Origin of the sequence: Kitasatospora sp. NPDC052868, assembly GCF_044547105.1 — a bacterium.
Taxonomy (GTDB): Bacteria; Actinomycetota; Actinomycetes; order Streptomycetales; family Streptomycetaceae; genus Kitasatospora.
Map to the genome: position 1 here is coordinate 79,265 of NZ_JBITZW010000005.1, position 23,432 is coordinate 102,696.

Below are 23,432 nucleotides of genomic sequence, written 5' to 3' on the forward strand. Positions count from 1 at the left end.
CCCCAGCGTACGGGGGAAAGGGTTGCGCGAAGGAAACCCCTTCCCCCGGGGGGCCTAGGTCAGCCGGACGACGGCGCGGGACATGCCCAGCACCTTCTGGCCGCCGTAGGTCGCCAGCAGGTCGACCTGCACCCGGCGGTCGTCCAGCAGCTTGGCGACCTTGGCGGAGACCTCGATCACGGAGCCGACGCCGTCGTTGGGCACCGGCACCGGGCGGGTGAAGCGCACGCCGTACTCGACCACCGCGGCCGGGTCGCCGACCCAGTCGGTGACCACCCGGATCGCCTCGGCCATGGTGAACATGCCGTGCGCGATGACGTCCGGCAGGCCCACCTCCAGGGCGAACCGCTCGTTCCAGTGGATCGGGTTGAAGTCGCCGGAGGCGCCCGCGTACTGCACCAGCGTGGCGCGCGTCACCGGGAAGGACTGCGCCGGCAGCTCGGTGCCGACCGCGACCTCGTCATAGCTGATCGCCATCGTGTTACTCCCCCGCCTCGTCGGCGGCCCGGGCCACCAGGGTCATGACCGACGTCACCACGTGCTCGCCGCTCTCGTCCACGACCTCGCCGCGGACGGTGAGCACGTCGTTGCCCGCGAGCGACTTGATGTTGTCGATGGTCACCTCGACCGAGAGCCGGTCGCCGGCCCGCACCGGGCGGGTGTAGACGAACTTCTGGTCGCCGTGCACCACCCGGGTGTAGTCCAGGCCCAGCTGCGGGTCGGCGACGACCTGGCCGGCGGCCCGGTAGGTGAGCACGAACGGGAAGGTCGGCGGCGCGATCACATCCGGGTGGCCGAGCGCCTTGGCCGCCTCGGGGTCGCTGTACGCCGGGTTGGCGTCGCCCACGGCGACGGCGAACTCACGGATCTTCTCCCGGCCGACCTCGTACGGCTCGGTGGGCGGGTACGTCCGCCCGATGAAGGAGGGGTCGAGTGCCACGGGCAACTCCTCGAACTGTCCGGTGGTGCCAACGATGGGTAGCAAAAAACTCCGGGCCGCACCCCAAGAGGGATGCGGCCCGGAGTCGGAGAACCTGTATTCACACAGGCCCGTGACACCTGAAAGGGGTCAGCGGGTCTCGCGGTGCGCGGTGTGCGAGTTGCAGCGGGGGCAGTGCTTCTTCATCTCAAGACGGTCCGGGTCGTTACGCCGGTTCTTCTTGGTGATGTAGTTCCGCTCCTTGCACTCCACGCAGGCCAGCGTGATCTTCGGGCGGACATCGGTGGCAGCCACGGGAGTGCCTTCCTTGGACAATGAATAAGAACACAACAAGAGTAGCCGACCGGGAGTGCGATCTCCCGACCGACTACGCGGGGTAGCGGTGACCGGACTTGAACCGGTGACACAGCGATTATGAGCCGCTTGCTCTACCAACTGAGCTACACCGCCACAGTGATCCGGAGCACAGCCAAAGCTGACTCCTTTTCACCAGAGCCCCCATGCGGAATCGAACCGCAGACCTTCTCCTTACCATGGAGACGCTCTACCGACTGAGCTATAGGGGCGAACGAGGAAGAGATTACACGTTCCGCGCCCAGAGGTGAAATCCGTATCCCGCCGGGAAGACCGCAGGTCGGCGGGCCGCACGGACGAGCGATCCAAGGCCGGGCGTTCGACCGGCCCGCACCGGGCACGGCCCGACCCGATACGACTATTGCCCGCCTCCCGGCAGCCCGTGCCCGGGCGCCATAGGCTCGACGCTCATCGATCGTGACAGGCCGGGACCAGGCCGGACCGGGATCCGGACAGGCCGGGACCGGTCCGACCAGCGGCCGACCTGGCCACGGGCAGAAGGAGCCGGGCGATGGACAGCGCACCCTCCGACGGACCGCACCCCGGCCCGGGCCCGGCCGCCAACCCGCTCGGCCACGGCCCCGTCCTGCTGCTCACCGGCGCCCGGCTCGCCGACGGCCGGGTGGTGGACGTCCGGATCAGCGGCGACCGCATCCAGGCCGTCGGCACCGCCGGCAGCCTGGGCCCGATGCCCGCCCTGCCCGGCGCGCCCACCACCACCACCGGCGCCCGGATCGACCTCGGCGGCTACCTGCTGCTGCCGGCCCCCGCCGAGGCGCACGCCCACTACGACGTCGCCTTCTCCGCCGCGCTGGCCGCCCCTCCCCCGGAGACCGCCGCCGACCTCACCCGGCGGGTCACCGAGGCCGCCCTCACCTCGCTCGGCTACGGCGCCACCGCCCAGCGCACCCACGTACGGATCGGCGACGTGCACGGACTGCGCCGGCTGGAGGCCGTGCTGACCGCCCGGCAGGCGCTGCGCGGGCTGGCCGAGCTGCAGGCGGTCGCCATGCCCCGGCTGCTCACCGGGCTGGCCGGCGCGGACGGCCGGGCGCAGCTGCGCGACGCGCTCAAGCTGGGGGCCACCGCCGCGGGCGGCTGCCCGGAGCTGGACCCCGACCCGGCGGGGTACGTGCAGCTGCTGCTGGAGGCCGCCCGGGAGGCGGACTGCCCGGTCGACCTGCACACCACGGCCGCCGACTCGGCGCAGCTGGCCCGGCTGGCGAGCGCGCTGGCGCCGCTGCGGCCGCGGGTGGCGCTGGGCCCGTGCGGGGCGCTGGCGCCGGGCGGCTCGGGTGTGCTGGCCAGCAGCGGGGTGCGGGTGGTCTGCCTGCCGCAGAACGGCTGCTGCACCGGCCTGGAGGGCCGCTCGGCGGGGCTGCGGCCGGGGCTGCTGCGCGAGCTGGCGACGGCCCGGGTGCCGCTGGCGGCGGGCAGCGGGTCGCTGCGCGACGGGGCCAACCCGGTCGGGCGGGCGGATCCGCTGGAGGCCGCGTACCTGCTGGCGTCCGGCGGGGTGCTGGACCCGGAGGCGGCGTACGACGCGGTGGCGAACCAGGCGCGGGCGGTGCTGGGGCTGCCGCCGGTCCGGGTGGACGCCGGGTTCCCGGCGGAGCTGCTGGCGGTGCGCGGGGACAGCCTGGCGGGGGCGCTCTCGGGCGGGCACAGCCGACTGGTGGTGCACAGCGGGCGGATCGTCAGCCGGACCAGTGCGGTACGGGAGTTCGCCGACACGGTGGCGCTGGCGCTGCCGCGGCAGTCGGGGAGCACCGGCGGCGGCTGAGCCGTGGGCGGTGGCGGCGCGGCGGCCGGCTCATACGGGTTCCGCGCCCGGCTGTGCGGCGGGCAGGGTGAGGAGCATGGTGGTGCCGCCGCCGGGGGTGTCCTCGACCTCCAGGCTGCCGCCCATGGCCTCGGCGAGGCCGCGGGAGAGGGCGAGGCCGAGGCCGACGCCGGTGGTGTTGTCGGTGTCGCCGAGGCGCTGGAAGGGGAGGAAGACGCGGTCGCGGTCCTCGGGGGCGATGCCGGGGCCGCGGTCGATGACGCGGATCTCGACGCGGTCCTGGTGGTGGCTGGCGGCGACCAGGACGGGGGCGCCGGGGGCGTTGTGCCGCAGGGCGTTGGTGATGACGTTGGCGAGGACGCGTTCGAGCAGCGGCGGGTCGGCGAGGACGGCGGGCGCGGTGTCCAGGTCGAGCGGCTGGACCGGCGCGTACGGGTCGGCGAGCGTGTCCAGGGCGCGGGGCAGGATCTCGTCGAGGTGGGTCTCGGCGAGGTGCAGGGTGAGGGCGCCGGCCTGGAGGCGGCTCATGTCGAGCAGGTTGTCGACCAGCCGGGTGAGTTTGACCAGGGACTCGTCGGCGGTGGCGAGGAGTTCGGCCTGGTCCTCGGGCGAGAACTCGACGTCGGGGCTGCGCAGCGAGCCGACCGAGGCGAGGGCGGCGGCGAGCGGGGTGCGCAGGTCGTGGCTGACGGCGGCGAGCAGGGCGGTGCGCATCCGGTCGGCGGCCTTGATCGGCTCGACCTCGGCGGCGGCCACGGCGAGGCGGTCGCGTTCCCTGGCGGCGGCGACGTGGGCGGCGAAGGCGGTGAGGACGCGCTGGTCGGCGGCGGGCAGCCGGCGGCCGGTCAGCACCAGGACGGCGTCCGCGCCGACCGGGACTTCGGTGGCCTCCCCCTGGCCGGCGGGTGCGCCTTCGCCGTCGCTGCGGGCCAGCAGTGCGCCGCCGGTGCGTTCCAGCAGGACGACGGAGTGCATGCCGAAGGCCGTCCTGGACTTCTCCAGCAGGGCGGGCAGGGCGTCGGCGCCGCGCAGCACGCTGCCGGCGAGGGTGCTCAGGGTTTCGGCCTCGGCGGTGGCCCGGGCGGCGCGGGAGGTGAGCCGGCTCGCGTGGTCGACCACGGTCGAGACGGTGAGGGCGACGGCGGCGAAGACCACCAGGGCGACGATGTTGTTGGTCTCGCCGATGGTCAGGGTGTGGACGGGCGGGATGAAGAAGTAGTTCAGCAGCATCGAGGCGACGACGGAGGCGAGCAGCGCCGAGGTGGCGCCGCCCAGCAGGGCGACGACGACCACGCCGAGCTGGAAGATCAGCGCGTCGGTGGTGAGGTTGACGGTGCCGTGGGCCTGGGAGAGCGCGGCGGTCAGCAGCCAGGGGACGACCAGCCCGGAGAGGTAGCCGGCGATGGTGCGGCGCTTGGAGTGGCGGCGGCCGAGCGAGGGCAGCCGGCCGCGGCCGGTGAACTCGTGGGTGACCATGTGGACGTCGATGTCCTCGGAGGCGTCCACGGTGGTCTCGCCGATGCCGGGCCCGGTGAGGAAGCGGGTGATCCGGCCGCGCCGGCTGGTGCCGAGGACCAGCTGGGTGGCGTCGCGGGCGCGGGCGAAGGCGAGCAGCGCAGTGGGGATGTCGTCGCCGACGACCACGTGGTAGCCGCCGCCGAGGGTCTCGACGAGTCGGCGCTGCTGGGCGAGGGCGCCGGAGGAGGCGCCGGCCAGGCCGTCGCTGCGGGTGACGTGGACGGCGAGCAGGTCGCCGCCTGCCGTGCGGTCGGCGATCCGGGCGGCGCGGCGGATGAGGGTCTCGCCCTCGGGGCCGCCGGTGAGGGCGACCACGACGCGTTCGCGGGTCTCCCAGACGCGGTCGATGTTGTGGGTGGCCCGGTAGTCGCGCAGGCCCTCGTCGACCCGGCCGGCCACCCAGAGCAGGGCGAGCTCGCGCAGGGCGGTCAGGTTGCCGACCCGGAAGTAGTTGGAGAGCGCCGCGTCCACCTTCTCCGCCTTGTAGACGTTGCCGTGGGCCATCCGGCGCCGCAGCGCCTGGGGGGCCATGTCGACGAGCTCGATCTGGTCGGCCCGGCGGACCACGTCGTCCGGGACCGTCTCGCGCTGGGGAATGCCGGTGATCTTCTGGACGACGTCGTTCAGCGATTCCAGGTGCTGGACGTTGACGGTGGTGATGACGTCGATCCCGGCGTCGAGCAGCTCGTCGATGTCCTGCCAGCGCTTGGCGTTGCGGCCACCCGGGATGTTGGTGTGCGCCAGCTCGTCGACCAGTGCCACCGAGGGACGCCGGGCGATCAGGGCGTCCAGGTCCATCTCCTCGAACTCGGCGTCCCGATAGGTCCGCCTGATTCTTGGCAGCATTTCGAGCCCGTCCACCAGCCCTTCGGTGAACCTCCGCCCGTGGCACTCGATGTAACCGACCACCACGTCCGCACCGCGCTCCTGTCTGCGGTGGGCCTCGTCCAGCATCCGGTAGGTCTTGCCGACACCGGGGGCGGAACCGAGGTACACCCTCAGCCGGCCACGGCGGGGGCCGGTGCCGGGGGTGAGGTCGCGGGCCATGGGCGCTGCTCTTTCCGTTCAGTAGGTGAGGCAGGTCGATTGCGGGGCAAACATGGACGACCGACCCGGGCGGCGGGGTGTGTTCCCGCTGCCCGGGCCGGTCCGGTTACTCAGATGACTGATTTAGCGTCACTTCTGCTCGCTCAGCGCCTTGTTGAGCAGGACGACGTTGACGCCCTCCTGGCCGAGGAAGCCGAGTGAGCGGCTCTCGGTGTACTTTTCGACGAGCTTGTTCAGCTGCTCGGACGAGACGGTGCCGCGGGTCTTGGCGACCCGGTCGACCTGCTCCTTGGCGTAGGCGACGGAGATGTGCGGGTCGAGGCCGGAGCCGGAGGCGGTGACGGCGTCCACCGGCACGCTCGCCGGGTCGACGCCGTCGAACTCGGCGACGGCCTTGCGGCGGTCCTCGACCGTTGTGGTGAGGTTCTCGCTGTTGGGGCCCAGGTTGGAGGCGCCGGAGACCTTTCCGCCGTAGCCGTTGGCCGAGGGCCGGGGCTGGAACCACTGCGGGTCCGGCCTGGCCGCCTCGTCGGCGTCGTCGGGGTTCTGCTTGGGCAGGTCGTAGTTCTGGCCCAGCAGGCTGGAGCCGATCTCCTTGCCGTCGGCGGCCTTCACGATCGAGCCGTTGGCCTTGTCGCTGAAGACGGCCTGGCCGATGCCGGTGACCAGCAGCGGGTAGGCGAGGCCGAGGACCACCGTCATCACCAGCAGCATCCGCAGCGCGGTGAAGTGCGTGCGCACGGTGGTGGGCAGGGGCTTGGACATGATGCGTTTCTCCTCTCTCAGCTCAGGCCGGGGATGAACTGGACGACCAGGTCGATCAGCTTGATCCCGACGAAGGGGACCACCAGCCCGCCGAAGCCGTAGACCCCGATGTTGCGGCGCAGCAGTGAACTGGCGTCGGAGGGGCGGTACTTGACGCCGCGCAGGGCGAGCGGGATGAGGCCGATGATGACCAGGGCGTTGAAGACGATCGCCGAGGTGATGGCGGACTGGGGGCTGTGCAGGCCCATGATGTTGAGCCTGTCCAGGCCCGGGTAGACCGCGGCGAACATCGCCGGGATGATCGCGAAGTACTTGGCGACGTCGTTGGCGATGGAGAAGGTGGTGAGGGCGCCGCGGGTGATCAGGAGCTGCTTGCCGATCTCGACGATCTCGATCAGCTTGGTGGGGTTGGAGTCCAGGTCGACCATGTTGCCGGCCTCCTTGGCCGCCATGGTCCCGGTGTTCATGGCGACGCCGACGTCGGCCTGGGCGAGGGCGGGGGCGTCGTTGGTGCCGTCGCCGGTCATCGCGACGAGCTTGCCGCCCTCCTGCTCCTTCTTGATCAGGGCCATCTTGTCCTCGGGGGTGGCCTCGGCGAGGAAGTCGTCCACGCCGGCCTCCTGCGCGATCGCCCGGGCGGTCAGCGGGTTGTCACCCGTGATCATGATGGTCTTGATGCCCATCCGGCGCAGCTCGTCGAACCGCTCCCGCATGCCCTCCTTCACCACGTCCTTGAGGTGGATGACGCCGAGGGCCTTGGGGGCCGCACTACCGGTCTTGGAGGCGACGAGCAGGGGGGTGCCGCCGGCGGCGGAGATGCCGTCGACCAGTTCGGCGATGTCCCGGCCGACCGTGCCGCCGTTTTCGGTGACCCAGTTGGTGACGGATCCGGCTGCGCCCTTGCGCACCGAGTGGATGCCGTCGGCCTCCTCCAGGTCGACGCCGGACATCCGGGTCTGCGCGGTGAACGGCACCCAGGTGGCGTGCTCCAACTCGCCCTGGGCGCGGGCCCGCAGGCCGTACCCGGTCTTGGCGAGGACGACGATCGAGCGGCCTTCCGGCGTCTCGTCGGCGAGGGAGGAGAGCTGGGCGGCGTCGGCGAGCTCCTCGGTGGAGACACCGGCGGCGGGCTGGAACTCGGCGGCCTGGCGGTTGCCGAGGGTGATGGTGCCGGTCTTGTCGAGCAGCAGGGTGTTGACGTCGCCGGCCGCTTCGACGGCGCGGCCGGACATCGCCAGCACGTTGCGCTGGACGAGGCGGTCCATGCCGGCGATGCCGATCGCGGAGAGCAGTGCGCCGATGGTGGTCGGGATGAGCGCCACGATCAGGGCGACCAGCACGATCATCGACTGCGGCGCGCCCGCGAAGGTGGCCATCGGCTGCAGGGTCACGACGGCGATCAGGAAGACGATGGTCAGCGAGGCCAGCAGGATGTTGAGCGCGATCTCGTTCGGCGTCTTCTGCCGGGCGGCGCCCTCGACCAGGGCGATCATCCGGTCGATGAACGACTTGCCCGGCTCCGAGGCGATCTTCACCACGATCCGGTCGGACAGCACCTTGGTGCCGCCGGTCACCGCACTGCGGTCACCGCCCGACTCGCGGATCACCGGCGCGGACTCACCGGTGATCGCCGACTCGTCGACGGACGCGACGCCCTCGACGACGTCGCCGTCGCCGGGGATGATCTGGCCGGCCTCGACCACGACGTGGTCGCCCAGGCGCAGGGCGGTGCCGGGGACCTCCTCCTCGGCCCGGCTCTTCGGCCAGTCGGTGAGGCGGCGCGCCATGGTGTCGGTCTTGGTCTTGCGCAGGGTGTCCGCCTGCGCCTTGCCGCGGCCCTCGGCGACGGCCTCGGCGAGGTTGGCGAAGACCGTGGTCAGCCAGAGCCAGACGGTGATCGACCAGGCGAACACCGACGGGTCGGCGATCGCGGCGACGGTGGTGACCACCGAGCCGACCTCGACCACGAACATCACCGGGTTCTTCACCATCACCCGGGGGTCGAGCTTCTTCACCGCGTCCGGCAGTGCGGCGAGGAGCACCTTCGGGTCCAGCAGGCCGCCGGACGCCCGGTGCGGGGCCTGGGCCGGTTCCGGCTGCTGGGCGGCCGGCTTCCCGGCCTTCTCGGTCAGGGTGGGGGACATCAGGAGAGACCTTCCGCGATCGGCCCGAGGGCCAGGGCCGGGAAGTAGGTGAGGCCGACGACGATCAGGACGACGCCCGACAGCAGGCCCACGAACAGCGGCTTGTGGGTGGGCAGGGTGCCCGGGGTGGCGGGGACGGGCTGCTGCTGCGCGAGCGCGCCGGCCAGCGCCAGGACGAACACCATCGGCAGGAACCGGCCGAACACCATCGCCAGACCCAGCGCCGTGTCGTACCAGTCCGTGTTCACGGTGATACCGGCGAACGCCGAACCGTTGTTGTTCGAGGCGGAGGTGAACGCGTACAGCACCTCGGAGAAGCCGTGCGCACCGGAGTTGAGCATCCCGGCCCGCTCGCCGGGCAGCGCCATCGCCACACCCGTGCCGACCAGCACGATCGTCGGCGTGGTCAGGATGTACAGGGAGGCGAACTTCATCTCCCGCCCGCCCAGCTTCTTGCCCAGGTACTCCGGGGTGCGCCCGACCATCAGCCCGGCCACGAACACCGCGACGATCGCCAGCACCAGCATCCCGTACAGGCCCGAACCGGTACCGCCGGGCGCGATCTCGCCCAGCATCATGTTGAACATCGTCAGCCCGCCGCCGAACGGCGAGTACGAGTCGTGGAAGGAGTTCACCGCACCCGTCGACGTCAGCGTCGTCGACGCCGCGAACAGACCCGAGGCCGCGATGCCGAACCGCTGCTCCTTGCCCTCCATCGCCCCGCCGGCCGCCTGCATCGCGGCGCCGGAGTGCCGCGACTCGAAGAAGGTGATCAGCGCGACCGAGGCCACCCAGAACAGGCCCATCACCGCGACGATCGCGTAGCCCTGCCGGTTGTCACCCACCATCCTCCCGAAGGCGCGCGGCAGCGCGAACGGGATCAGCAGGATCAGAAAGACCTGCAGCACGTTGGTGAACCCGGTCGGGTTCTCGAACGGGTGCGCCGAGTTGGCGTTGTAGAAGCCGCCGCCGTTGGTACCCAGCAGCTTGATGACCTCCTGTGAGGCCACCGGCCCGCCCGGGACGGACTGCGTGTCCCCGCCCAGCGTGGCCACCTCGTGGAAGCCGTGGAGGTTCTGCACGACGCCGTTGGCCAGCAGCACCAGGGCGAAGACGACCGAGACCGGCAGCAGCAGCCGCAGCGAGATCCGGGTCAGATCCACCCAGAAGTTGCCCACCCGGTCCGTGCGGTTGCGGGTGAACCCGCGGATCAGCGCCGCCACGATCGCGATGCCCACCGCCGCGGAGACGAAGTTCTGCACCGCCAGGCCCGCCATCTGCACCAGGTGGCCCATCGCGGACTCGCCGCTGTAGGACTGCCAGTTGGTGTTCGCCACGAACGAGATCGCGGTGTTCCACGCCTGGTGGCCCGGCATCTGCTCGACGCCGAGGCCCAGCGGCAGCCACTGCTGCACCCGGATCAGGCCGTACAGGAAGAGGACCGAGACGGCCGAGAACGCCAGCACCGAGCGCAGGTACACCGGCCAGCGCTGGTCGGCGTCGCCGTCCACGCCGATCACCTTGTACAGGCCGCGCTCGGCTCTCAGGTGCTTCTTGGAGGTCAGGAGGTGGGCGATGTAGTCGCCCAGCGGCCGGTAGCACAGGGCCAGCGCGCCCACCAGGGCGAGGGCCTGCAACCAGCCCGCGAGAGTGGAGCCCATGTCAGAACTTCTCCGGGTAGATCAGCGCCACGACGAGGTAGCCGACGAGCGCGACAGCGACAATGAGACCGGCGATGTTCTCCGCGCTCACAGCTTCTCCACCCCCCGCGCGATCAGGGCGATGACGGCGAACACGACGACCGTGACACCGACGTAGATGAGATCGGACATGGGCTCCACCACAGTGGTTCGGGGTGGCCACGCGCTCCTGAACGGACCGGACGCGGCACCGGCGGCGGGCCGGCGTGCCCAGCAAATCGCCTGTTCGGGTGCCTGCCGTCGTTCTTGACGCCCTCCATACGGCGCCCGTTCGGTTGTTGACGGGGTCCATACGGGCTGGTCGGCGGCGGGTCTGTGGGGCGAGGGGCTCCGGCCGGCCCGTATGGGGAGCCGGCCGCGGCAACGGCGGGAGCCCCGGACGGCGGGTGCTGTCCGGGGCCCCTGGTGGCCGGTCGTCAGGCGTTCTCGGGCGCCGGGAGCCTCTCGCGCTCCGAGCGCACCGTCGGCTCGCCGCGCCGGACCGATCCCGGGGCCCGGCGGGCGGGCTGGTCCGCCCGGCCGGAGGAGGACAGCTGCCAGGGCACGCTGATCACCATCACGCCGGGGGTGAACAGCAGCCGGCTCTTCAGCCAGAGCGCCGACTGGTTGTGCAGCAGGTGTTCCCACCAGTGGCCGACCACGTACTCGGGGATGAACACCGCCACGGCGTCCCGCGGACTGGTCCGCCGGTACTCGCGGACGTACGCCACCACCGGCTTGGTGATCTCCCGGTACGGCGAGTCCAGCACCTTCAGCGGCACCTGGATGTCCAGCACGCCCCACTGCTGCTCCAGCTCGGTGGTGGCCTCGCGCTCCACCGCGACGGTCAGCGCCTCCAGCGAGTCCGGCCGGAACGCCTGGGCGTAGCCAAGCGCTCGCAGGGTCGGCTTGTGCAGCTTGGAGACCAGCACGATGCCGTGCACCTGGGACGGCCGAACCGAGTCCGCGTCCGGGTCGTCCACCGCCAGCTCGTCGGCGACGCTGTCGTAGTGCCGGCGGATGCCGCGCATCATCACCCAGAGCACGATCGCGGCGACCACGGCCAGCCAGGCGCCCTGGGTGAACTTGGTCAGCAGCACGATCACCAGCACCAGCGCCGTGGTGACGGCGCCGAACGCGTTGATCACCCGCGAGCGCTGGGCCGGGCCGCGCACGGCCGGGTCGGTCGCACCGCGCAGCACGCCGTTCCAGTGCTTCACCATGCCGATCTGCGACAGCGTGAAGGAGGTGAAGACGCCCAGGATGTAGAGGTGGATCAGGCTGGTGACGTCCGCGTCGTACAGCCACAGCAGCCCGCCGGCCACCACCGCGAGGGCGATGATGCCGTTGGAGAAGGCGAGCCGGTCGCCGCGGGTGTGCATCTGCCGGGGCAGGTAGCGGTGCTCGGCCAGGATCGAGGCCAGCAGCGGGAACCCGTTGAAGGCGGTGTTGGCCGCCAGGATCAGCACCAGCGCGGTGACGGCCTGGATGAAGTAGAAGAGGACGCTCTGGTCGCCGCCGAAGATCGCGGCCGCCAGCTGGGCGATCACGGTCTGCTGCGGCGCGGTGTGGCAGTCCCCGGCGAACCCGGTCAGCTGACAGGCGTCGTCGGTGATGTGCACCTTGGACATCAGGGCCAGCGCGGTGATGCCGACGAACATGACCACCGCCGTGGTGCCCATCACGGCCATCGTGGTGGCGGCGTTCTTCGACTTGGGCGCCCGGAAGGCCGGCACGCCGTTGGATATCGCCTCCACACCCGTCAGCGCCGTACAGCCGGACGCGAACGCCCGCAGGCCCAGCATCAGCAGTCCGAGCCCGGCCAGGGTGTCCTTGCCGTCCACCGGCAGCACCCCGTACGAGGCGCTGGCCGCCACCGGGGTGTCCCCGAACGCGGCCTTCACCAGGCCGGTGACGATCATCAGCAGCATGCCGCCGATGAACAGGTACGTGGGCGCCGCGAAGGCCTTGCCGGACTCCCGGACGCCGCGCAGGTTCATCGCCGCGAGCAGCACCACGAAGGCGACCGCCAGCTCGACCCGGTAGTCCGCGAGCGAGGGCAGCGCCGAGATGATGTTGTCCACGCCCGAGGCGACCGACACCGCGACCGTCATCACGTAGTCGACCATCAGCGAGGCGGCCACCACCAGACCGGAGTTGGCGCCGAGGTTGCGGGACACCACCTCGTAGGATCCGCCGCCGCTCGGGTAGGCGTGCACGACCTGGCGGTACGACAGCACCACGACGGCCATCAGGGCGACCACACCGGCCGCGACCCACGGGGTCAGGTAGAGGAAGGCGGTGCCACCGACGGTGAGCACCAGCAGGATCTCCTGAGTCGCGTAGGCGACCGAGGAGAGCGGGTCGGAAGCGAAGATCGGCAGCGCCAGCCGCTTGGGGAGCAGCGTCTCGCCCAGCTCCTCGCTGCGCATGGCCTTGCCGATCACTAGGCGCTTGAGCGCCTGGGGCACGTTGAACACATGGGCGAGCGTAAGGGCCCGGATCGGCAGGGCAATGGGCCCTCCCGGAGTAACGGAGAGGTCCGGCGCGCCCTTTGGGATGAATGTTCCCGCAGGTCGGAGGCGCTATGAGCGCGGTGCGCCAAGTGCACACGGGGCATATCGAGGGCGTTAAGCCCCCCCGTTAAGACATCGTCAAGATATGCCGAGAAAATCGGTCATTACGCCCACAGGGCGACAATCCGCCTCGCCGATCGGCCGGGCGGAGCCGCGGCCGGGGGTGGTCGCGGGTGGTCCGGAGTAGCCGGGGGTGGTCGGGCCGGTGTCCCGGCGGGCGCCGGTTGGGAAGACGATCAGCTCGGACGGAGGACTCCCGGCGCGCACCTCGGTACACCCGGGACCACTCGGCGGTGAGGCTGAACGGCCCGACCCACCCCTGGACAGCCACTTTGCTGCCTAGAGGATGTAATTGCAAGCGATACGCAATAACACGCCCGCCGAGCCGATCGCACGCTGCGCATCCACTCGACTACTCTCCGCATGTGACCCGCTCCAGCCCCCTCCTGCTCATCGACCTCGACCACACCCTGGTCGAACGCGTCGGCGGCCCCGACGCCTGGACCGCAGCCTTCTGCGCCGAGCACGGCATCCCCGCCGCGGACGCCCCCGCCGTCTTCGAGATCCTCCGCGCCGACCGCTCCCCCGCCGGCTTCACCCGGATCGCCGACCGGTACGGGCTGCGCCACTCCGGCGCCGCGCTCTGGGACGCCCACGTCGCCCAGGAGGCCGCCCGCACCCTCCTGATCCCCGGCGTCCCCGCAGCCCTCGCCGCCCTGCGCGAGGCCGGCTGGACCATCGGCGTCGTCACCAACGGCTCCACCGACATCCAGCGCGCCAAACTCGCCCGCACCGGCCTGCTCCCCGCCGTCGACACCGTCTGCGTCTCCGAGGAGGCCGGCGCCCGCAAACCGGCGCCCGAGATCTTCCACCTCGCCGCCGAGCGCCTCGGCCGCACCCTCACCCCCGCCGACTGGATGGTCGGCAACAACCCCGCCACCGACCTCCAGGGCGCCCACGCCACCGGGCTGCGCTCCATCTGGATCACCCCGACCCCCGCGCCGCCGCTCCCCCCGCAGCACCCCGCCCCGACCTACACCGCCCCCGACACCCCCGCCGCCGCCACCCTGCTGCTCTCCGCCCCCGCCTGACGCCCCAAAACAGAACCGGCCCCGAACAACGTTTCCGCTGTTCGGGGCCGGTCTGGTAATCCAGTGGCTGGTGCAGGGTTCGAACCTGCGTAGCTTACGCGGCAGATTTACAGTCTGCTCCCTTTGGCCGCTCGGGCAACCAGCCAGGATTGGTGTCTCACGGGGCTTGCCCCGTTCGACTCCGTAAACAATACCCGATGCCGGGGGGTGGTTCGCCACTCGATTGGTCACACGATGATCAAGGGGTACGGCGTGGCTGTCGGGGGCGGCGGCGGGGTGGTGCTGGATAGGCTGGGGCGGCGGACGCCCGGTGGGGCGGGCCGTGTCAGTGAAGCCAGAGCATCAAGGAGACCAACACCCATGGCCGACTCCAGTTTCGACATCGTCTCGAAGGTCGAGTGGCAGGAGGTCGACAACGCGATCAACCAGACCTCCCGTGAGCTCGCCACCCGCTTCGACTTCAAGAACGTCGGCGCCGAGATCAGCCGATCCGGCGAGACGATCGAGATGAAGGCCAGCGGCGAGGAGCGGGTGAAGGCCGTGCTGGACGTGCTGCAGAGCAAGTTCATCAAGCGCGGCCTGTCGCTGAAGGCGCTGGACGCCAAGGACCCGCAGCTGTCCGGCAAGGAGTACAAGATCTTCGCGGACGTGAAGGAGGGCATCACCCAGGACGATGCCAAGAAGGTCGCGAAGATCATCCGCGACGAGGGCCCGAAGGGCGTGAAGGCCCAGGTCCAGGGTGACGAGCTGCGCGTCACCTCGAAGAGCCGCGACGACCTGCAGACCGTGCAGACCCTGCTCAAGGGCAAGGACCTGGACTTCGCGATCCAGTTCGTCAACTACCGCTGAGCGGAGCCCTGGCCGGGGAGGCCCCGCGACGGTCGGCCGTCGCGGGGCCTTGCTGTTGTCCGGGGTCGGACGGCGGTCCGGGCAGGGGCACGCCCCGGGCCCGTGGGTCGGGGCCGGGGCGCGCCGGTGGGGCCGGACGGGTTGCTAGAGGCCGGTGAGGCGGGTGACCGTGGCGGTGGCGGTGCCGAGGACGTCGGGGGCCAGGCCGGTGACGGCCTGCTGGACAGCGTCCGGGTCGGGCTTGACCGCGGTGGCGGCGTCGACCAGGGCCGAGGCCTTCGCCTTGAGGGCGGTGAGCTGCTCCTCGATGGGGAGGGCGGGCAGCGGCGCCGCCGTGCGGGGCTGCTGATCCACCGGCAGCGGCGCGGGTACGGGGACGGGCGGTGCCACCGGGGCCGCGGGCAGTTGGCCGAGCAGGGCCGTCGCCGCGGACTCGAGCGTGGCGAGCAGCTGTTGCAGGACGCCGAGGTCCGGCGCCCCGGTCGGCGGGGTCGCGGCGGTCAGCAGGCCGTCGACCAGCTTGAGGATGTCGCCGAGGCCGCCGAGCGCCCCGAGGGTCGCGGTCGGGTCCGCCGCCGCAGCAGCGGGCGGGGTGACGGTCGGCGGGGTCGCGACGGGGGGAACCCCGACGGGCGGCGCGGCAACGGGCGGCGCGGCAACGGGGGGAACCCCGACAGGCGGAGCCCCGACCGGGAGAGGAACGTCGGCGCGGGGCACGGCCACGAGGTGCGGGACCGCGGCGTCGGAGCCAGTGGCAGTACCCGGGCCGGCGGTGGTGGCGGACGCCGTGGCGACCGGGGTCAGCACAACGGCTGCGGTCAGCGCGGCGGCCATCCAGGTGGAACGCATGGGTGGTGCTTCCTTTCGATGCGAAACAGGCGAAATGCCTGATTCACACGTTGGGGCACGCCAGTTGGCCCAGCCACCGCTCGTACGCCGAACGGTTCGCCACCCGTCAACCGGGCGGCTCGGCCGGGGCGAAGCGGGGCCGGAGGCCGACGGCCCACCACTCAGCCGGCCGCCGCCCAGCCGCTGGTGCTGCGGTGCGCGGGCAGGCCGACCGCGTCGAACTCGTCCAGGTGGCCGTCCTCCACCCGGGCCCCGATCCGGCGCAGCACGCGGGAGATCGGGCTGCCCTCGGGCGGGAAGGGCTCGGACTCGGCGCTGGTGAGCGGGCCGAGGTCGAGTCGGCCGTCGGCCCAGACCGCGGCGCGCTGGGTGCCGGTGCCGCCGAAGTAGTCGGCCTCGACGCAGGCGATCGGACCGGCCTTGGACCAGGCGGCGAGCCGGCGCTCGAAGCCGCCCGGGAACCACTCGAAGCCGCCCTCGCCGCCGTGCGCCCCCTCCTCGCCGCCCAGTTGGAGGGCGGCCAGGAAGACGGGGGTGGCCGGCAGCAGCGCCAGCCCCTGGCCCAGCGGGGCGATGCGCGCGGCCGGGACTTCGGCGGCCGCCACCGTGATCAGCTCCACCGGGCCTATCAACGCCTGAAGTTCGTATGGCATTCAGTCATCCTGGCCTATGCCACTGACAGTTCGCCCGGGATTTACGATTCCGTGCCCGGAGCGGAACCGGACGGTATGCCGGAGCCCCACGCAGCCGGATCCGACGGTGCACCGGAGCCCCGAGCAGCCTGATCGGACGGCACGCCGTAGAGCAGGCCGAGCAGGGTGATGTCGACGGAACCGTCGGCATCGCTGTTTCCGTCGGCCATGAACTCGTCGATGACAGCGGCGAGTTGTGCGCGCAGTCGGACCAGCCTGGCGGGCTCCACCCGGAGCACTATGTGCGAGAACAGACTGGGCGGCCCGGCCGATCCGTCCTTGGGGGCGCTGAAGTCCAGCCGCCCGGACCGCGCCTGGGCGTGGAAGTCGTCGCGGACCCGGTCGACTGCGGCGAGGACGGCGCCGTACGCCTCGGTGCGGGTCGGGGAGCCGGTCGCGAAGAGCTCCGGGGAGAGTCGGACCGACTCCTGCGCGGCCGCGTAGCGGCTCTCGACGATCCCGGAGACCAGTCGGGTGCCGGCCACGACGATCAGGTCGGCCTTCTCCAGCTGCTTGAGGTGGCGGTAGAGCTTCGTCTGCGACTCGCCGAGGAAGGCCGCGATCTCCTTGGCGGTCAGCCCCTCGCCCGCGACCTCCATCAGCGCCCGGAGGATGCCCAGCCGGAGCGGGTCGGCGAGCGCCTTCAGCGTCTCGACGTCCCCGACCTGGCGCTCCCCGACCCGCCCGTCGGCGGCCTGCCCGGCCTCCTCGGCAGCCGCCCCCGCGCCCCCGGAACCCCCCGCGACCGCGGCGCCCCCCTCGGCGCCCTCCTCGACAGTGCTCTCGACCATGGGACCACCCTCCCAGATCCCCGGACGCCGACGCAATCACCCTTGCGCAACCAATCACGGCAGAGTAATCATTTACGGCAGCGTGAATGATGACGCAGGCACGAACATCGCGCAGACACGAACACCACAGGGGGGCAGGGATGGGCACCACCACGGCGCAAGCCGACCAGCAGGGGCATCCGGACACGGCGGTCGGGGAGCCGCCGCTCGTCCCGCTCCGGCGCAACCTGCGGTTCCAGACGCTCTGGGCCGGCCAGGCCGCCTCGACCCTCGGCCTGCACCTCGCCGACACCGCGTACCCGCTGCTCCTGCTCGCCATGACCGGGTCGTCCACCCTCGCGGGGGCGTTCGGGGCTCTGCAGATCTGCGCCTCGGTGGTGTTCGGCCTCCACGGCGGCTCGGTCGCCGACCGGTACGACCGGCGGCGGGTGCTGATCGTCGCGGACACCGTCCGGCTGGCCGCCGCCGCCAGCGTCCCGCTCGCCCTGGCGCTGGACCGGCTCACCGTGCCGCACACCCTGTTGGTCGCCCTCGTCATCGGCGCGACGATCGGCTACACCGGGCCGATCCGGCTGATCGCGGTGCGCTCGGTGGTGCCGCCCGCGCAGCTCTCCCAGGCGCTCGCCCAGGACGAGGCGCGGATGAGCGGGGCCGGGCTGATCGGGCCGCCGCTGGCGGGGTACCTGTTCGGCCTGGGCCGGGCGGTGCCGTTCCTCGGCACGGTGGTCACCGCCGCACTCTCGATCGCCTCCGCCCTGCTGGTCCGGTTCCCCGGCCGCCCGGAGGCCTCCTCGCGGACCCCGCAGGGCGGCGTCCTGGCCGGTTTCCGCTTTCTGGCCGCCGACCGGGTGCTGCGCCCCGCCCTCGCCGTGATCCTGGTGACCAATCTGACGGGTACCGCGATGCTGCTGCCGGTGATCGTCCTGCTGCGCGGCCACGGCACCTCCAGCGGCGGGATCGGCCTGGCGCTGGCCGGTGAGGCGGTGGGCGCGCTGGCGGGGGCGCTGCTGGTCACCAGGCTGCACCGGCGGTTCGGCCCCGGCGTGCTGCTGCTCGCGGTGGCCTGGCTCGGCGTGCCCGTCCTGCTGGTGCCGCTGCTGCCCGGCGGCCCGGTCGCCGTCTTCGCGGCGCTGTTCACCATGGGCCTGGGGACGCCCGCGCTCCGGGTGATGATCGACGTCCTGGTGTTCCGGCAGACCGCGGACGAGCTCCGCGGGAGGGTGATCGCGGCAACCATGACGCTGCTGACCGTCGGCATGCCCGCCGGGATGCTCGGCAGCGGCCTGCTGCTCGACCACCTCTCCCCCGGTACCGCGCTGTCGGTGATCGCCGGCCTGCTCGCCGCCGCCCTGCTGCCCGCGACCTCCTCCCGGACCCTGCGCCGCGCGGTCTGGCCGGCGCCGACCGCCTGAGCCTGCGGCACCGGGCAGGCGGCACCGGGCAGGCGGCACCGGGCGGAAATCGCCAGGCGGACGACACCGGCCAGCGGGAGCCGGGCAGACGACCCCGACCGGGTGGCCGGGCCCAAACCTCCTCCGCACGCCCCTGACAGTCGATCACCCGTGCGGGTGCACGCGGCATGCGGCGTGCCCGGCAACCGGGTGAACTGGCCGGGTACGGCCCGCCACCGGGGCCCTCCCGGCGCAGCGGACGAACGGCTCCCACGGACGCGCAGACCCGGGCCGTACCCGGAGGAGGACTCATGAGTTCCATGGACGCGCCCTCGCCGGGCGGCCGGGGAAGCCCGGCCGCCCATGACCGGCCCGGCACCGGGACGGGCACCGGGGGCGGGGCGGTGGCGGCCCGGATGGCCAGTGCGCCGCGCATGTCCTGGCTGACGCTCGCCCTGATGACGACCGCCTCGGTGGCCAGCCTGCGCGCCGCGCCGACCATGGCGGTCTACGGCCTGGCCTGCGTCTTCCTCTACCTCGTCCCCGCCATCGTCTTCCTGCTGCCGACGGCCCTGGTCTCCGCCGAGCTGGCCTCCGGCTGGGAGGGCGGCGTCTACCGCTGGGTGTCGGAGGGCCTGTCGAAGCCGCTCGGCTTCCTCGCGGTCTGGTGCCAGTTCGCGATGACGATCTTCTACTACCCGTCGCTGCTCGCCTACGTGGCCTCGACCATCGCCTACGTGGTCAACCCGAGCCTGGCCAGCAACGGCCCCTACACCGCCATCGTGATCATGGTGCTGTACTGGTCCGGCGTCTGGGTCTCCTCGCGCGGGACGAAGGCCGTGGCCGGCCTCTCCTCCTGGGGCCTGGTGATCGGCACCCTGATCCCCGGCACGCTGCTGGTGGTGCTCGGCCTCGTCTTCCTCGGCCAGGGCAACCCCTCCGCCGCGCCGATGAACGCCTCGCACCTCTTCCCGCAGTGGACCGGTCTGGCCAGCCTGGTGCTGATCGTCAACAACTTCCTCAGCTACTCCGGCATGGAGATGAACGCGGTCCACGTCTCCTCGCTGAAGAACCCGGCCAAGGAGTTCCCCCGCTCGATGTTCACCGCCTCCGGGATGGTGCTGCTGATCTTCATCCTCCCCGCGCTGGCGATCAGCTGGGTGGTGCCGTCCGCCGAACTGAGCCTGACGGCCGGCGTGATGCAGGCCTTCGACTCCTTCTTCCAGTACTTCCACATCGGCTGGCTCACCCCGGTGATCGCGGTGGCGCTGGTGGCCGCCTCACTCGGCGGCATGCTCACCTGGCTGGCCGGGCCGTCCAAGGGCCTGCTGATGATCTCCCGGCAGGAGGGCTACCTGCCGCCGTTCCTGCAGCGGCTCAACAAGGAGGGCATCCAGCAGAACCTGCTGGTCACCCAGGGCGTGGTGACCACCATCATCGCCCTCGCCTACGCGCTGATCCCGAACGTCTCCAGCGCCTACTGGATCTTCTCGGTGATCACCACGCAGGTCTATCTGATCGTCTACCTGCTGATGTTCGCCGCCGCGATCCGGCTGCGCCGCACCCAGCCGGACCACCCGCGCGGCTACCGCGCCCCGGCGCTGGTCCTGGTGTGCGTGACCGGCCTGCTGTCCTCGGCGGCCGCGATGGTGATCGGGTTCGTGCCGTCCTCGCAGTTCGGCAGCGGCAGCGTCTGGTCCTACGTGGCGATCGTCGGCGGCGGCCTGCTGCTGCTCGGCCTGGTGATCCCCCTCCTCTTCCTCAAGCTGAGCAAGCCCTCCTGGCGCTCCCCCGAGGCCCAGGCCGAACTGGCCGAGCAGGAGGCCGAGGAGCGGCGCAACGCCGACGGAGGTACGGCATGAGCACCATGATGGCCTCCCGCCACCGCTGGATCTACCTGGGCGCGATCGTCCTGCTGATCGGGATGCTGATCACCGGCCTGCTGACGTACTCCCAGCTGCACGCCACCAACCAGGCCAACGACAAGGCCAAGCAGCTGACCGCCGCGCTCACCGCGGCCGGCTATCCGGTGCCCAGCCAGAGCCAGATCGTGCACACCCTGGGCGAGGACGGCGGCGCCGTCTGCGAGAACCCGGCGCACGCGCTGACCCAGGCGCAGTGGAAGTACGGCATGTCCAACGGCGCGGGCGGACCTGGGCAGCGGCCGGTGCTCTCCGACCGCGAGGTCGTGTACGCCGAGTCGCTGGTGCTCTCGGTGTACTGCCCGGACCAGCTCGCCGCCATCAAGGAGAAGATCGACGACCTCAAGCTCCGCGACACCATTCGAAACTGACGCCCAGCCAGTCACTTCCTACTGCGAACGCCCCACCACGAACGCCTCGGGAGCCCGCCCATGACCGACGAACTCGCCCGCCGGATCGCCGCCCTGATGCCCCGGGCCAAGGCCGACCTGGCCGAGCTGGTCGCCATCCCCTCCGTCGCCGACCCCCGCCAGTACCCGCCGGAGAAGTGCCGCGACGCCGCCGAGTGGGTCGCCGCCGCCTTCTCCGACGCCGGACTGCACGACGTCCACCTGGAGGAGACCCCGGACGGCAGCCACGCCGTGATCGGCCACCGCCCGCCGCCGCCCGGCGCACCGACCGTCCTGCTGTACTGCCACTACGACGTCCAGCCGCCGCTCGACGACGCCGCCTGGACCTCCCCGCCGTTCGAACTCACCGAGCGCGACGGGCGCTGGTACGGGCGGGGCACCGCCGACTGCAAGGGCAACATCGTCATGCACCTCACCGCGCTGCGGGCGCTCGGCGACGACATCCCGGTCGGCCTCAAGTTCGTCTCCGAGGGCTCGGAGGAGCAGGGCACCGGCGGGCTCGAAGCCTATGTGCCCCCGCACGCGGGCGAGTTGCACGCCGACGCGCTGCTGGTCTGCGACACCGGCAACGCCGCGGTCGGCAGGCCCACCGCCACCACCTCGCTGCGCGGGCTCGCCAACGTGGTGGTCACCGCCTCCGCCCTGCACGGCGACATGCACTCCGGCATGTTCGGCGGCCCGGCCCCGGACGCGCTGGCGGCGCTGATCCGGGTGCTCGACTCGCTGCGCGGCCCCGACGGCGGCACCCGGATCGACGGGCTCGACTGCGACGGGTCCTGGAGCGGCGTCGGGTACGACGAACAGCAGTTCCGGCAGGACGCCGGGGTGCTGGACGGCGTCGGGCTGACCGGCTCCGGCAGCGTCGCCGACCGGCTCTGGGCCCGGCCGGCCGTCACCGTGCTCGGCATCGACTGCCCGCCGGTGGTCGGCTCGGCCGCCGCCATCCCGGCCACCGCCCGAGCCCGGGTCAGCCTGCGGATCCCGCCCGGCACCGACCCGCGCACCGCCCAGGAGGCGCTGATCGCGCACCTGAAGGCGGCCGCGCCGTGGGGCGTCCGGGTGGAGGTGCAGCCGGAGAGCACCGGCTCGCCGTTCCGCGCCGCCACCGGCGGGCGCGCCTACAGCGCTCTCGACAAGGCCATGCAGGAGGTCTACGGCAAGCCGATGGCCTTCCTCGGCCAGGGCGGCTCGATCCCGCTGTGCAACGTGTTCGCGCAGACCTACCCCGAGGCGGAGATCATCCTGATGGGCGTGGAGGAGCCGCGCTGCCTGATCCACGCACCCAACGAGAGCGTCGACCCCGGCGAGATCGAGCACATGGCCAACGTCGAGGCGCTGTTCCTCCGACACTACGCCAACTCGGCGGGCACGTGATGGAGTTCGGTTTACCAGGGACAGATCCGAGGAGGAACCCCATGCCACGACCGTTCACCACCGAGGACTACAGCGCCCGGATGGCCCGGGCCACCGCCGACGCGACCGCCGCCGGGCTGGCGGGCCTGGTCGTCGCCCCCGGGCCCGACCTGGTCTACCTGTGCGGCTACCAGCCCACCGCGATCACCGAGCGGCTGACCGCCCTCGTCCTCACCGCCGGCCGCGAACCCGCCCTGATCGTCCCCAAGTTGGAGCGGCCCGATGCCGAGAAGGCCCCCGGCTCCCCCGCCGTGCGGCTGCTCGACTGGACCGACGGCGAGGACCCGTACGCCACCGCCGTCCCGCTGATCGACCCGGCTGGACGGTACGGCGTCTCGGACAACGCCTGGGCCATGCACCTGCTCGGCCTGCAGGCCGCCCTCCCCGGCACCGGCTACACCTCGCTCACCGACACCCTGCCGATGCTGCGCGCCGTCAAGGACTCCGACGAGCTGGACCGCCTCGCCGCCGCCGGCGGGGCCGCCGACGCCGCCTACCGGGGCATCCTGGAGGTCGAGTTCGCCGGGCGCCGGGAGACCGACGTCGCCGCCGACCTCAGCGCGCTGCTCATCCAGTACGGGCACAGCCAGGTCGACTTCACCGTGGTCGGCTCCGGCCCCAACGGCGCCAACCCGCACCACGAGGCCGGCGACCGGGTGATCCAGCCCGGCGACACCGTCGTCCTGGACTTCGGCGGCCTCAAGGACGGCTACGGCTCCGACACCACCCGTACCGTGCACGTCGGCGGCGACGTCCCGACCGAGGTGCAGAAGGTGCACGACGTCGTCCGGCAGGCGCAGCAGACCGCCTTCGAGGCCGTCCGGCCCGGGGTGAGCTGCCAGGAGATCGACCGGATCGCCCGCCGGGTGATCACCGAGGCCGGGTACGGCGAGTACTTCATCCACCGCACCGGCCACGGCATCGGCATCACCACGCACGAACCGCCGTACCTGGTCGAGGGCGAGGAGCGGCCGCTCGTGCCCGGCATGTGCTTCTCGATCGAGCCGGGCGTCTACCTGCCGGGCCGGTTCGGGGTGCGGATCGAGGACATCGTCACGGTGACCGAGCACGGCGGGCGGCGGTTCAACAACACCCCGCACGAGTTGGGCATCGTCTCGTGACGCGCCTGGCCGCCCGGCGTAACGGCTGCTCACGGCCGGGGCATTCCGCTGTCTGAGTTTTTTCTGGACGACCGGCGGTTCGCGTGAAGAGTTCTCC

20 protein-coding genes and 3 tRNA genes are annotated in these 23,432 nt (G+C 71.9%); 8 read left to right on the top strand and 15 right to left on the bottom strand.

Going from position 1 to position 23,432, the window contains the following annotated elements:
- Nucleotides 1-54: 54 nt before the first annotated feature.
- From ACIGZJ_RS10990 to ACIGZJ_RS11010, 5 genes are all read right to left on the bottom strand, one after another.
- A complete protein-coding gene (locus tag ACIGZJ_RS10990; RefSeq protein ID WP_396456907.1) occupies nucleotides 55-477 on the bottom strand; it encodes a MaoC family dehydratase in 423 nt (140 codons plus the stop codon).
- A gap of 4 nt (nucleotides 478-481) precedes the next feature.
- Nucleotides 482-940: a MaoC family dehydratase N-terminal domain-containing protein gene (locus tag ACIGZJ_RS10995; protein WP_396456908.1), complete on the bottom strand. Its 459-nt coding sequence runs from the start codon at nucleotides 938-940 to the stop codon at nucleotides 482-484.
- A gap of 129 nt (nucleotides 941-1,069) precedes the next feature.
- Nucleotides 1,070-1,234 carry a 50S ribosomal protein L33 gene (rpmG, locus tag ACIGZJ_RS11000; protein ID WP_006604855.1) on the bottom strand — a complete coding sequence of 55 codons (165 nt, stop codon included), beginning with the start codon at nucleotides 1,232-1,234 and terminating at the stop codon, nucleotides 1,070-1,072.
- A gap of 83 nt (nucleotides 1,235-1,317) precedes the next feature.
- Nucleotides 1,318-1,390, bottom strand: a tRNA-Met gene (locus ACIGZJ_RS11005).
- 43 nt (nucleotides 1,391-1,433) lie between these two features.
- Nucleotides 1,434-1,506: transfer RNA gene (locus ACIGZJ_RS11010), tRNA-Thr, on the bottom strand.
- 299 nt (nucleotides 1,507-1,805) lie between these two features.
- Here ACIGZJ_RS11010 and ACIGZJ_RS11015 point away from each other — a divergent pair.
- On the top strand, nucleotides 1,806-3,077 hold the full coding sequence (locus tag ACIGZJ_RS11015; RefSeq protein WP_396456909.1) for a hydrolase: 1,272 nt from the start codon (nucleotides 1,806-1,808) through the stop codon (nucleotides 3,075-3,077).
- Nucleotides 3,078-3,107: 30 nt separating this feature from the next.
- Here ACIGZJ_RS11015 and ACIGZJ_RS11020 read toward each other — a convergent pair whose 3' ends face one another.
- From ACIGZJ_RS11020 to ACIGZJ_RS11045, 6 genes are all read right to left on the bottom strand, one after another.
- Nucleotides 3,108-5,642, bottom strand: coding sequence for an ATP-binding protein (locus tag ACIGZJ_RS11020; RefSeq protein WP_396456910.1), 2,535 nt, complete (start codon nucleotides 5,640-5,642; stop codon nucleotides 3,108-3,110).
- A 129-nt stretch (nucleotides 5,643-5,771) separates the two neighbouring features.
- Nucleotides 5,772-6,407: a K(+)-transporting ATPase subunit C gene (gene kdpC, locus ACIGZJ_RS11025; protein ID WP_396456911.1), complete on the bottom strand. Its 636-nt coding sequence runs from the start codon at nucleotides 6,405-6,407 to the stop codon at nucleotides 5,772-5,774.
- 17 nt (nucleotides 6,408-6,424) lie between these two features.
- Complete coding sequence (kdpB, locus tag ACIGZJ_RS11030) at nucleotides 6,425-8,551, bottom strand: potassium-transporting ATPase subunit KdpB (RefSeq protein ID WP_396456912.1); 2,127 nt, start codon at nucleotides 8,549-8,551, stop codon at nucleotides 6,425-6,427.
- On the bottom strand, nucleotides 8,551-10,212 hold the full coding sequence (gene kdpA, locus ACIGZJ_RS11035) for a potassium-transporting ATPase subunit KdpA (protein WP_396456913.1): 1,662 nt from the start codon (nucleotides 10,210-10,212) through the stop codon (nucleotides 8,551-8,553). Before kdpA ends, kdpB begins: the two co-directional genes overlap by 1 nt.
- A gap of 1 nt (nucleotide 10,213) precedes the next feature.
- Nucleotides 10,214-10,303 carry a K(+)-transporting ATPase subunit F gene (kdpF, locus tag ACIGZJ_RS11040; protein WP_097237446.1) on the bottom strand — a complete coding sequence of 30 codons (90 nt, stop codon included), beginning with the start codon at nucleotides 10,301-10,303 and terminating at the stop codon, nucleotides 10,214-10,216.
- 364 nt (nucleotides 10,304-10,667) lie between these two features.
- Entirely contained in the window at nucleotides 10,668-12,710 is a 2,043-nt protein-coding gene (locus tag ACIGZJ_RS11045; RefSeq protein WP_396456914.1) for an APC family permease, read from the bottom strand.
- 521 nt (nucleotides 12,711-13,231) lie between these two features.
- On the opposite strand from ACIGZJ_RS11045, the gene ACIGZJ_RS11050 reads away from it, so the two are divergent.
- Entirely contained in the window at nucleotides 13,232-13,897 is a 666-nt protein-coding gene (locus ACIGZJ_RS11050) for an HAD family hydrolase (protein WP_396456915.1), read from the top strand.
- Nucleotides 13,898-13,961: 64 nt separating this feature from the next.
- Here ACIGZJ_RS11050 and ACIGZJ_RS11055 read toward each other — a convergent pair.
- Nucleotides 13,962-14,042, bottom strand: a tRNA-Tyr gene (locus ACIGZJ_RS11055).
- A 215-nt stretch (nucleotides 14,043-14,257) separates the two neighbouring features.
- Here ACIGZJ_RS11055 and ACIGZJ_RS11060 point away from each other — a divergent pair.
- The gene (locus tag ACIGZJ_RS11060) at nucleotides 14,258-14,746 is read left to right on the top strand and encodes a YajQ family cyclic di-GMP-binding protein (RefSeq protein WP_392937596.1); all 489 of its coding nucleotides are present in this window, start codon (nucleotides 14,258-14,260) and stop codon (nucleotides 14,744-14,746) included.
- A 144-nt stretch (nucleotides 14,747-14,890) separates the two neighbouring features.
- On the opposite strand, the gene ACIGZJ_RS11065 is transcribed toward ACIGZJ_RS11060, so the two are convergent.
- The 3 genes from ACIGZJ_RS11065 to ACIGZJ_RS11075 all read right to left on the bottom strand — a co-directional run bounded on the left by ACIGZJ_RS11065 (nucleotide 14,891) and on the right by ACIGZJ_RS11075 (nucleotide 17,078).
- Nucleotides 14,891-15,595 (bottom strand): hypothetical protein, encoded by a 705-nt coding sequence (locus ACIGZJ_RS11065; protein WP_396456916.1) that lies wholly within the window; start codon nucleotides 15,593-15,595, stop codon nucleotides 14,891-14,893.
- Between the two features lie 161 nt (nucleotides 15,596-15,756).
- Nucleotides 15,757-16,248 carry a hypothetical protein gene (locus ACIGZJ_RS11070; protein ID WP_396456917.1) on the bottom strand — a complete coding sequence of 164 codons (492 nt, stop codon included), beginning with the start codon at nucleotides 16,246-16,248 and terminating at the stop codon, nucleotides 15,757-15,759.
- A gap of 41 nt (nucleotides 16,249-16,289) precedes the next feature.
- On the bottom strand, nucleotides 16,290-17,078 hold the full coding sequence (locus ACIGZJ_RS11075) for a winged helix-turn-helix domain-containing protein (protein WP_396456918.1): 789 nt from the start codon (nucleotides 17,076-17,078) through the stop codon (nucleotides 16,290-16,292).
- A gap of 140 nt (nucleotides 17,079-17,218) precedes the next feature.
- Here ACIGZJ_RS11075 and ACIGZJ_RS11080 point away from each other — a divergent pair, with 140 nt between their 5' ends.
- The 5 genes from ACIGZJ_RS11080 to ACIGZJ_RS11100 all read left to right on the top strand — a co-directional run bounded on the left by ACIGZJ_RS11080 (nucleotide 17,219) and on the right by ACIGZJ_RS11100 (nucleotide 23,335).
- On the top strand, nucleotides 17,219-18,490 hold the full coding sequence (locus ACIGZJ_RS11080; RefSeq protein WP_396456919.1) for an MFS transporter: 1,272 nt from the start codon (nucleotides 17,219-17,221) through the stop codon (nucleotides 18,488-18,490).
- A 290-nt stretch (nucleotides 18,491-18,780) separates the two neighbouring features.
- Nucleotides 18,781-20,331: an APC family permease gene (locus ACIGZJ_RS11085; protein ID WP_396456920.1), complete on the top strand. Its 1,551-nt coding sequence runs from the start codon at nucleotides 18,781-18,783 to the stop codon at nucleotides 20,329-20,331.
- Entirely contained in the window at nucleotides 20,328-20,762 is a 435-nt protein-coding gene (locus ACIGZJ_RS11090; protein ID WP_396456921.1) for a hypothetical protein, read from the top strand. Before ACIGZJ_RS11085 ends, ACIGZJ_RS11090 begins: the two co-directional genes overlap by 4 nt.
- A 60-nt stretch (nucleotides 20,763-20,822) precedes the next feature.
- Complete coding sequence (locus ACIGZJ_RS11095; RefSeq protein WP_396456922.1) at nucleotides 20,823-22,175, top strand: dipeptidase; 1,353 nt, start codon at nucleotides 20,823-20,825, stop codon at nucleotides 22,173-22,175.
- Nucleotides 22,176-22,216: 41 nt separating this feature from the next.
- Nucleotides 22,217-23,335, top strand: coding sequence for a M24 family metallopeptidase (locus ACIGZJ_RS11100; RefSeq protein ID WP_392937580.1), 1,119 nt, complete (start codon nucleotides 22,217-22,219; stop codon nucleotides 23,333-23,335).
- Nucleotides 23,336-23,432: the final 97 nt, after the last annotated feature.

Coding starts and splice junctions, on each gene's coding strand:
- ACIGZJ_RS10990 (WP_396456907.1), bottom strand. CDS start 477: ATGGCGATCAGCTATGACGAGGTCGCGGTCGGCACCGAGCTGCCGGCG.
- ACIGZJ_RS11015 (WP_396456909.1), top strand. CDS start 1,806: ATGGACAGCGCACCCTCCGACGGACCGCACCCCGGCCCGGGCCCGGCC.
- ACIGZJ_RS11020 (WP_396456910.1), bottom strand. CDS start 5,642: ATGGCCCGCGACCTCACCCCCGGCACCGGCCCCCGCCGTGGCCGGCTG.
- kdpC (WP_396456911.1), bottom strand. CDS start 6,407: ATGTCCAAGCCCCTGCCCACCACCGTGCGCACGCACTTCACCGCGCTG.
- kdpB (WP_396456912.1), bottom strand. CDS start 8,551: ATGTCCCCCACCCTGACCGAGAAGGCCGGGAAGCCGGCCGCCCAGCAG.
- kdpA (WP_396456913.1), bottom strand. CDS start 10,212: ATGGGCTCCACTCTCGCGGGCTGGTTGCAGGCCCTCGCCCTGGTGGGC.
- ACIGZJ_RS11060 (WP_392937596.1), top strand. CDS start 14,258: ATGGCCGACTCCAGTTTCGACATCGTCTCGAAGGTCGAGTGGCAGGAG.
- ACIGZJ_RS11065 (WP_396456916.1), bottom strand. CDS start 15,595: ATGCGTTCCACCTGGATGGCCGCCGCGCTGACCGCAGCCGTTGTGCTG.
- ACIGZJ_RS11070 (WP_396456917.1), bottom strand. CDS start 16,248: ATGCCATACGAACTTCAGGCGTTGATAGGCCCGGTGGAGCTGATCACG.
- ACIGZJ_RS11075 (WP_396456918.1), bottom strand. CDS start 17,078: ATGGTCGAGAGCACTGTCGAGGAGGGCGCCGAGGGGGGCGCCGCGGTC.
- ACIGZJ_RS11080 (WP_396456919.1), top strand. CDS start 17,219: ATGGGCACCACCACGGCGCAAGCCGACCAGCAGGGGCATCCGGACACG.
- ACIGZJ_RS11085 (WP_396456920.1), top strand. CDS start 18,781: ATGAGTTCCATGGACGCGCCCTCGCCGGGCGGCCGGGGAAGCCCGGCC.
- ACIGZJ_RS11090 (WP_396456921.1), top strand. CDS start 20,328: ATGAGCACCATGATGGCCTCCCGCCACCGCTGGATCTACCTGGGCGCG.
- ACIGZJ_RS11095 (WP_396456922.1), top strand. CDS start 20,823: ATGACCGACGAACTCGCCCGCCGGATCGCCGCCCTGATGCCCCGGGCC.
- ACIGZJ_RS11100 (WP_392937580.1), top strand. CDS start 22,217: ATGCCACGACCGTTCACCACCGAGGACTACAGCGCCCGGATGGCCCGG.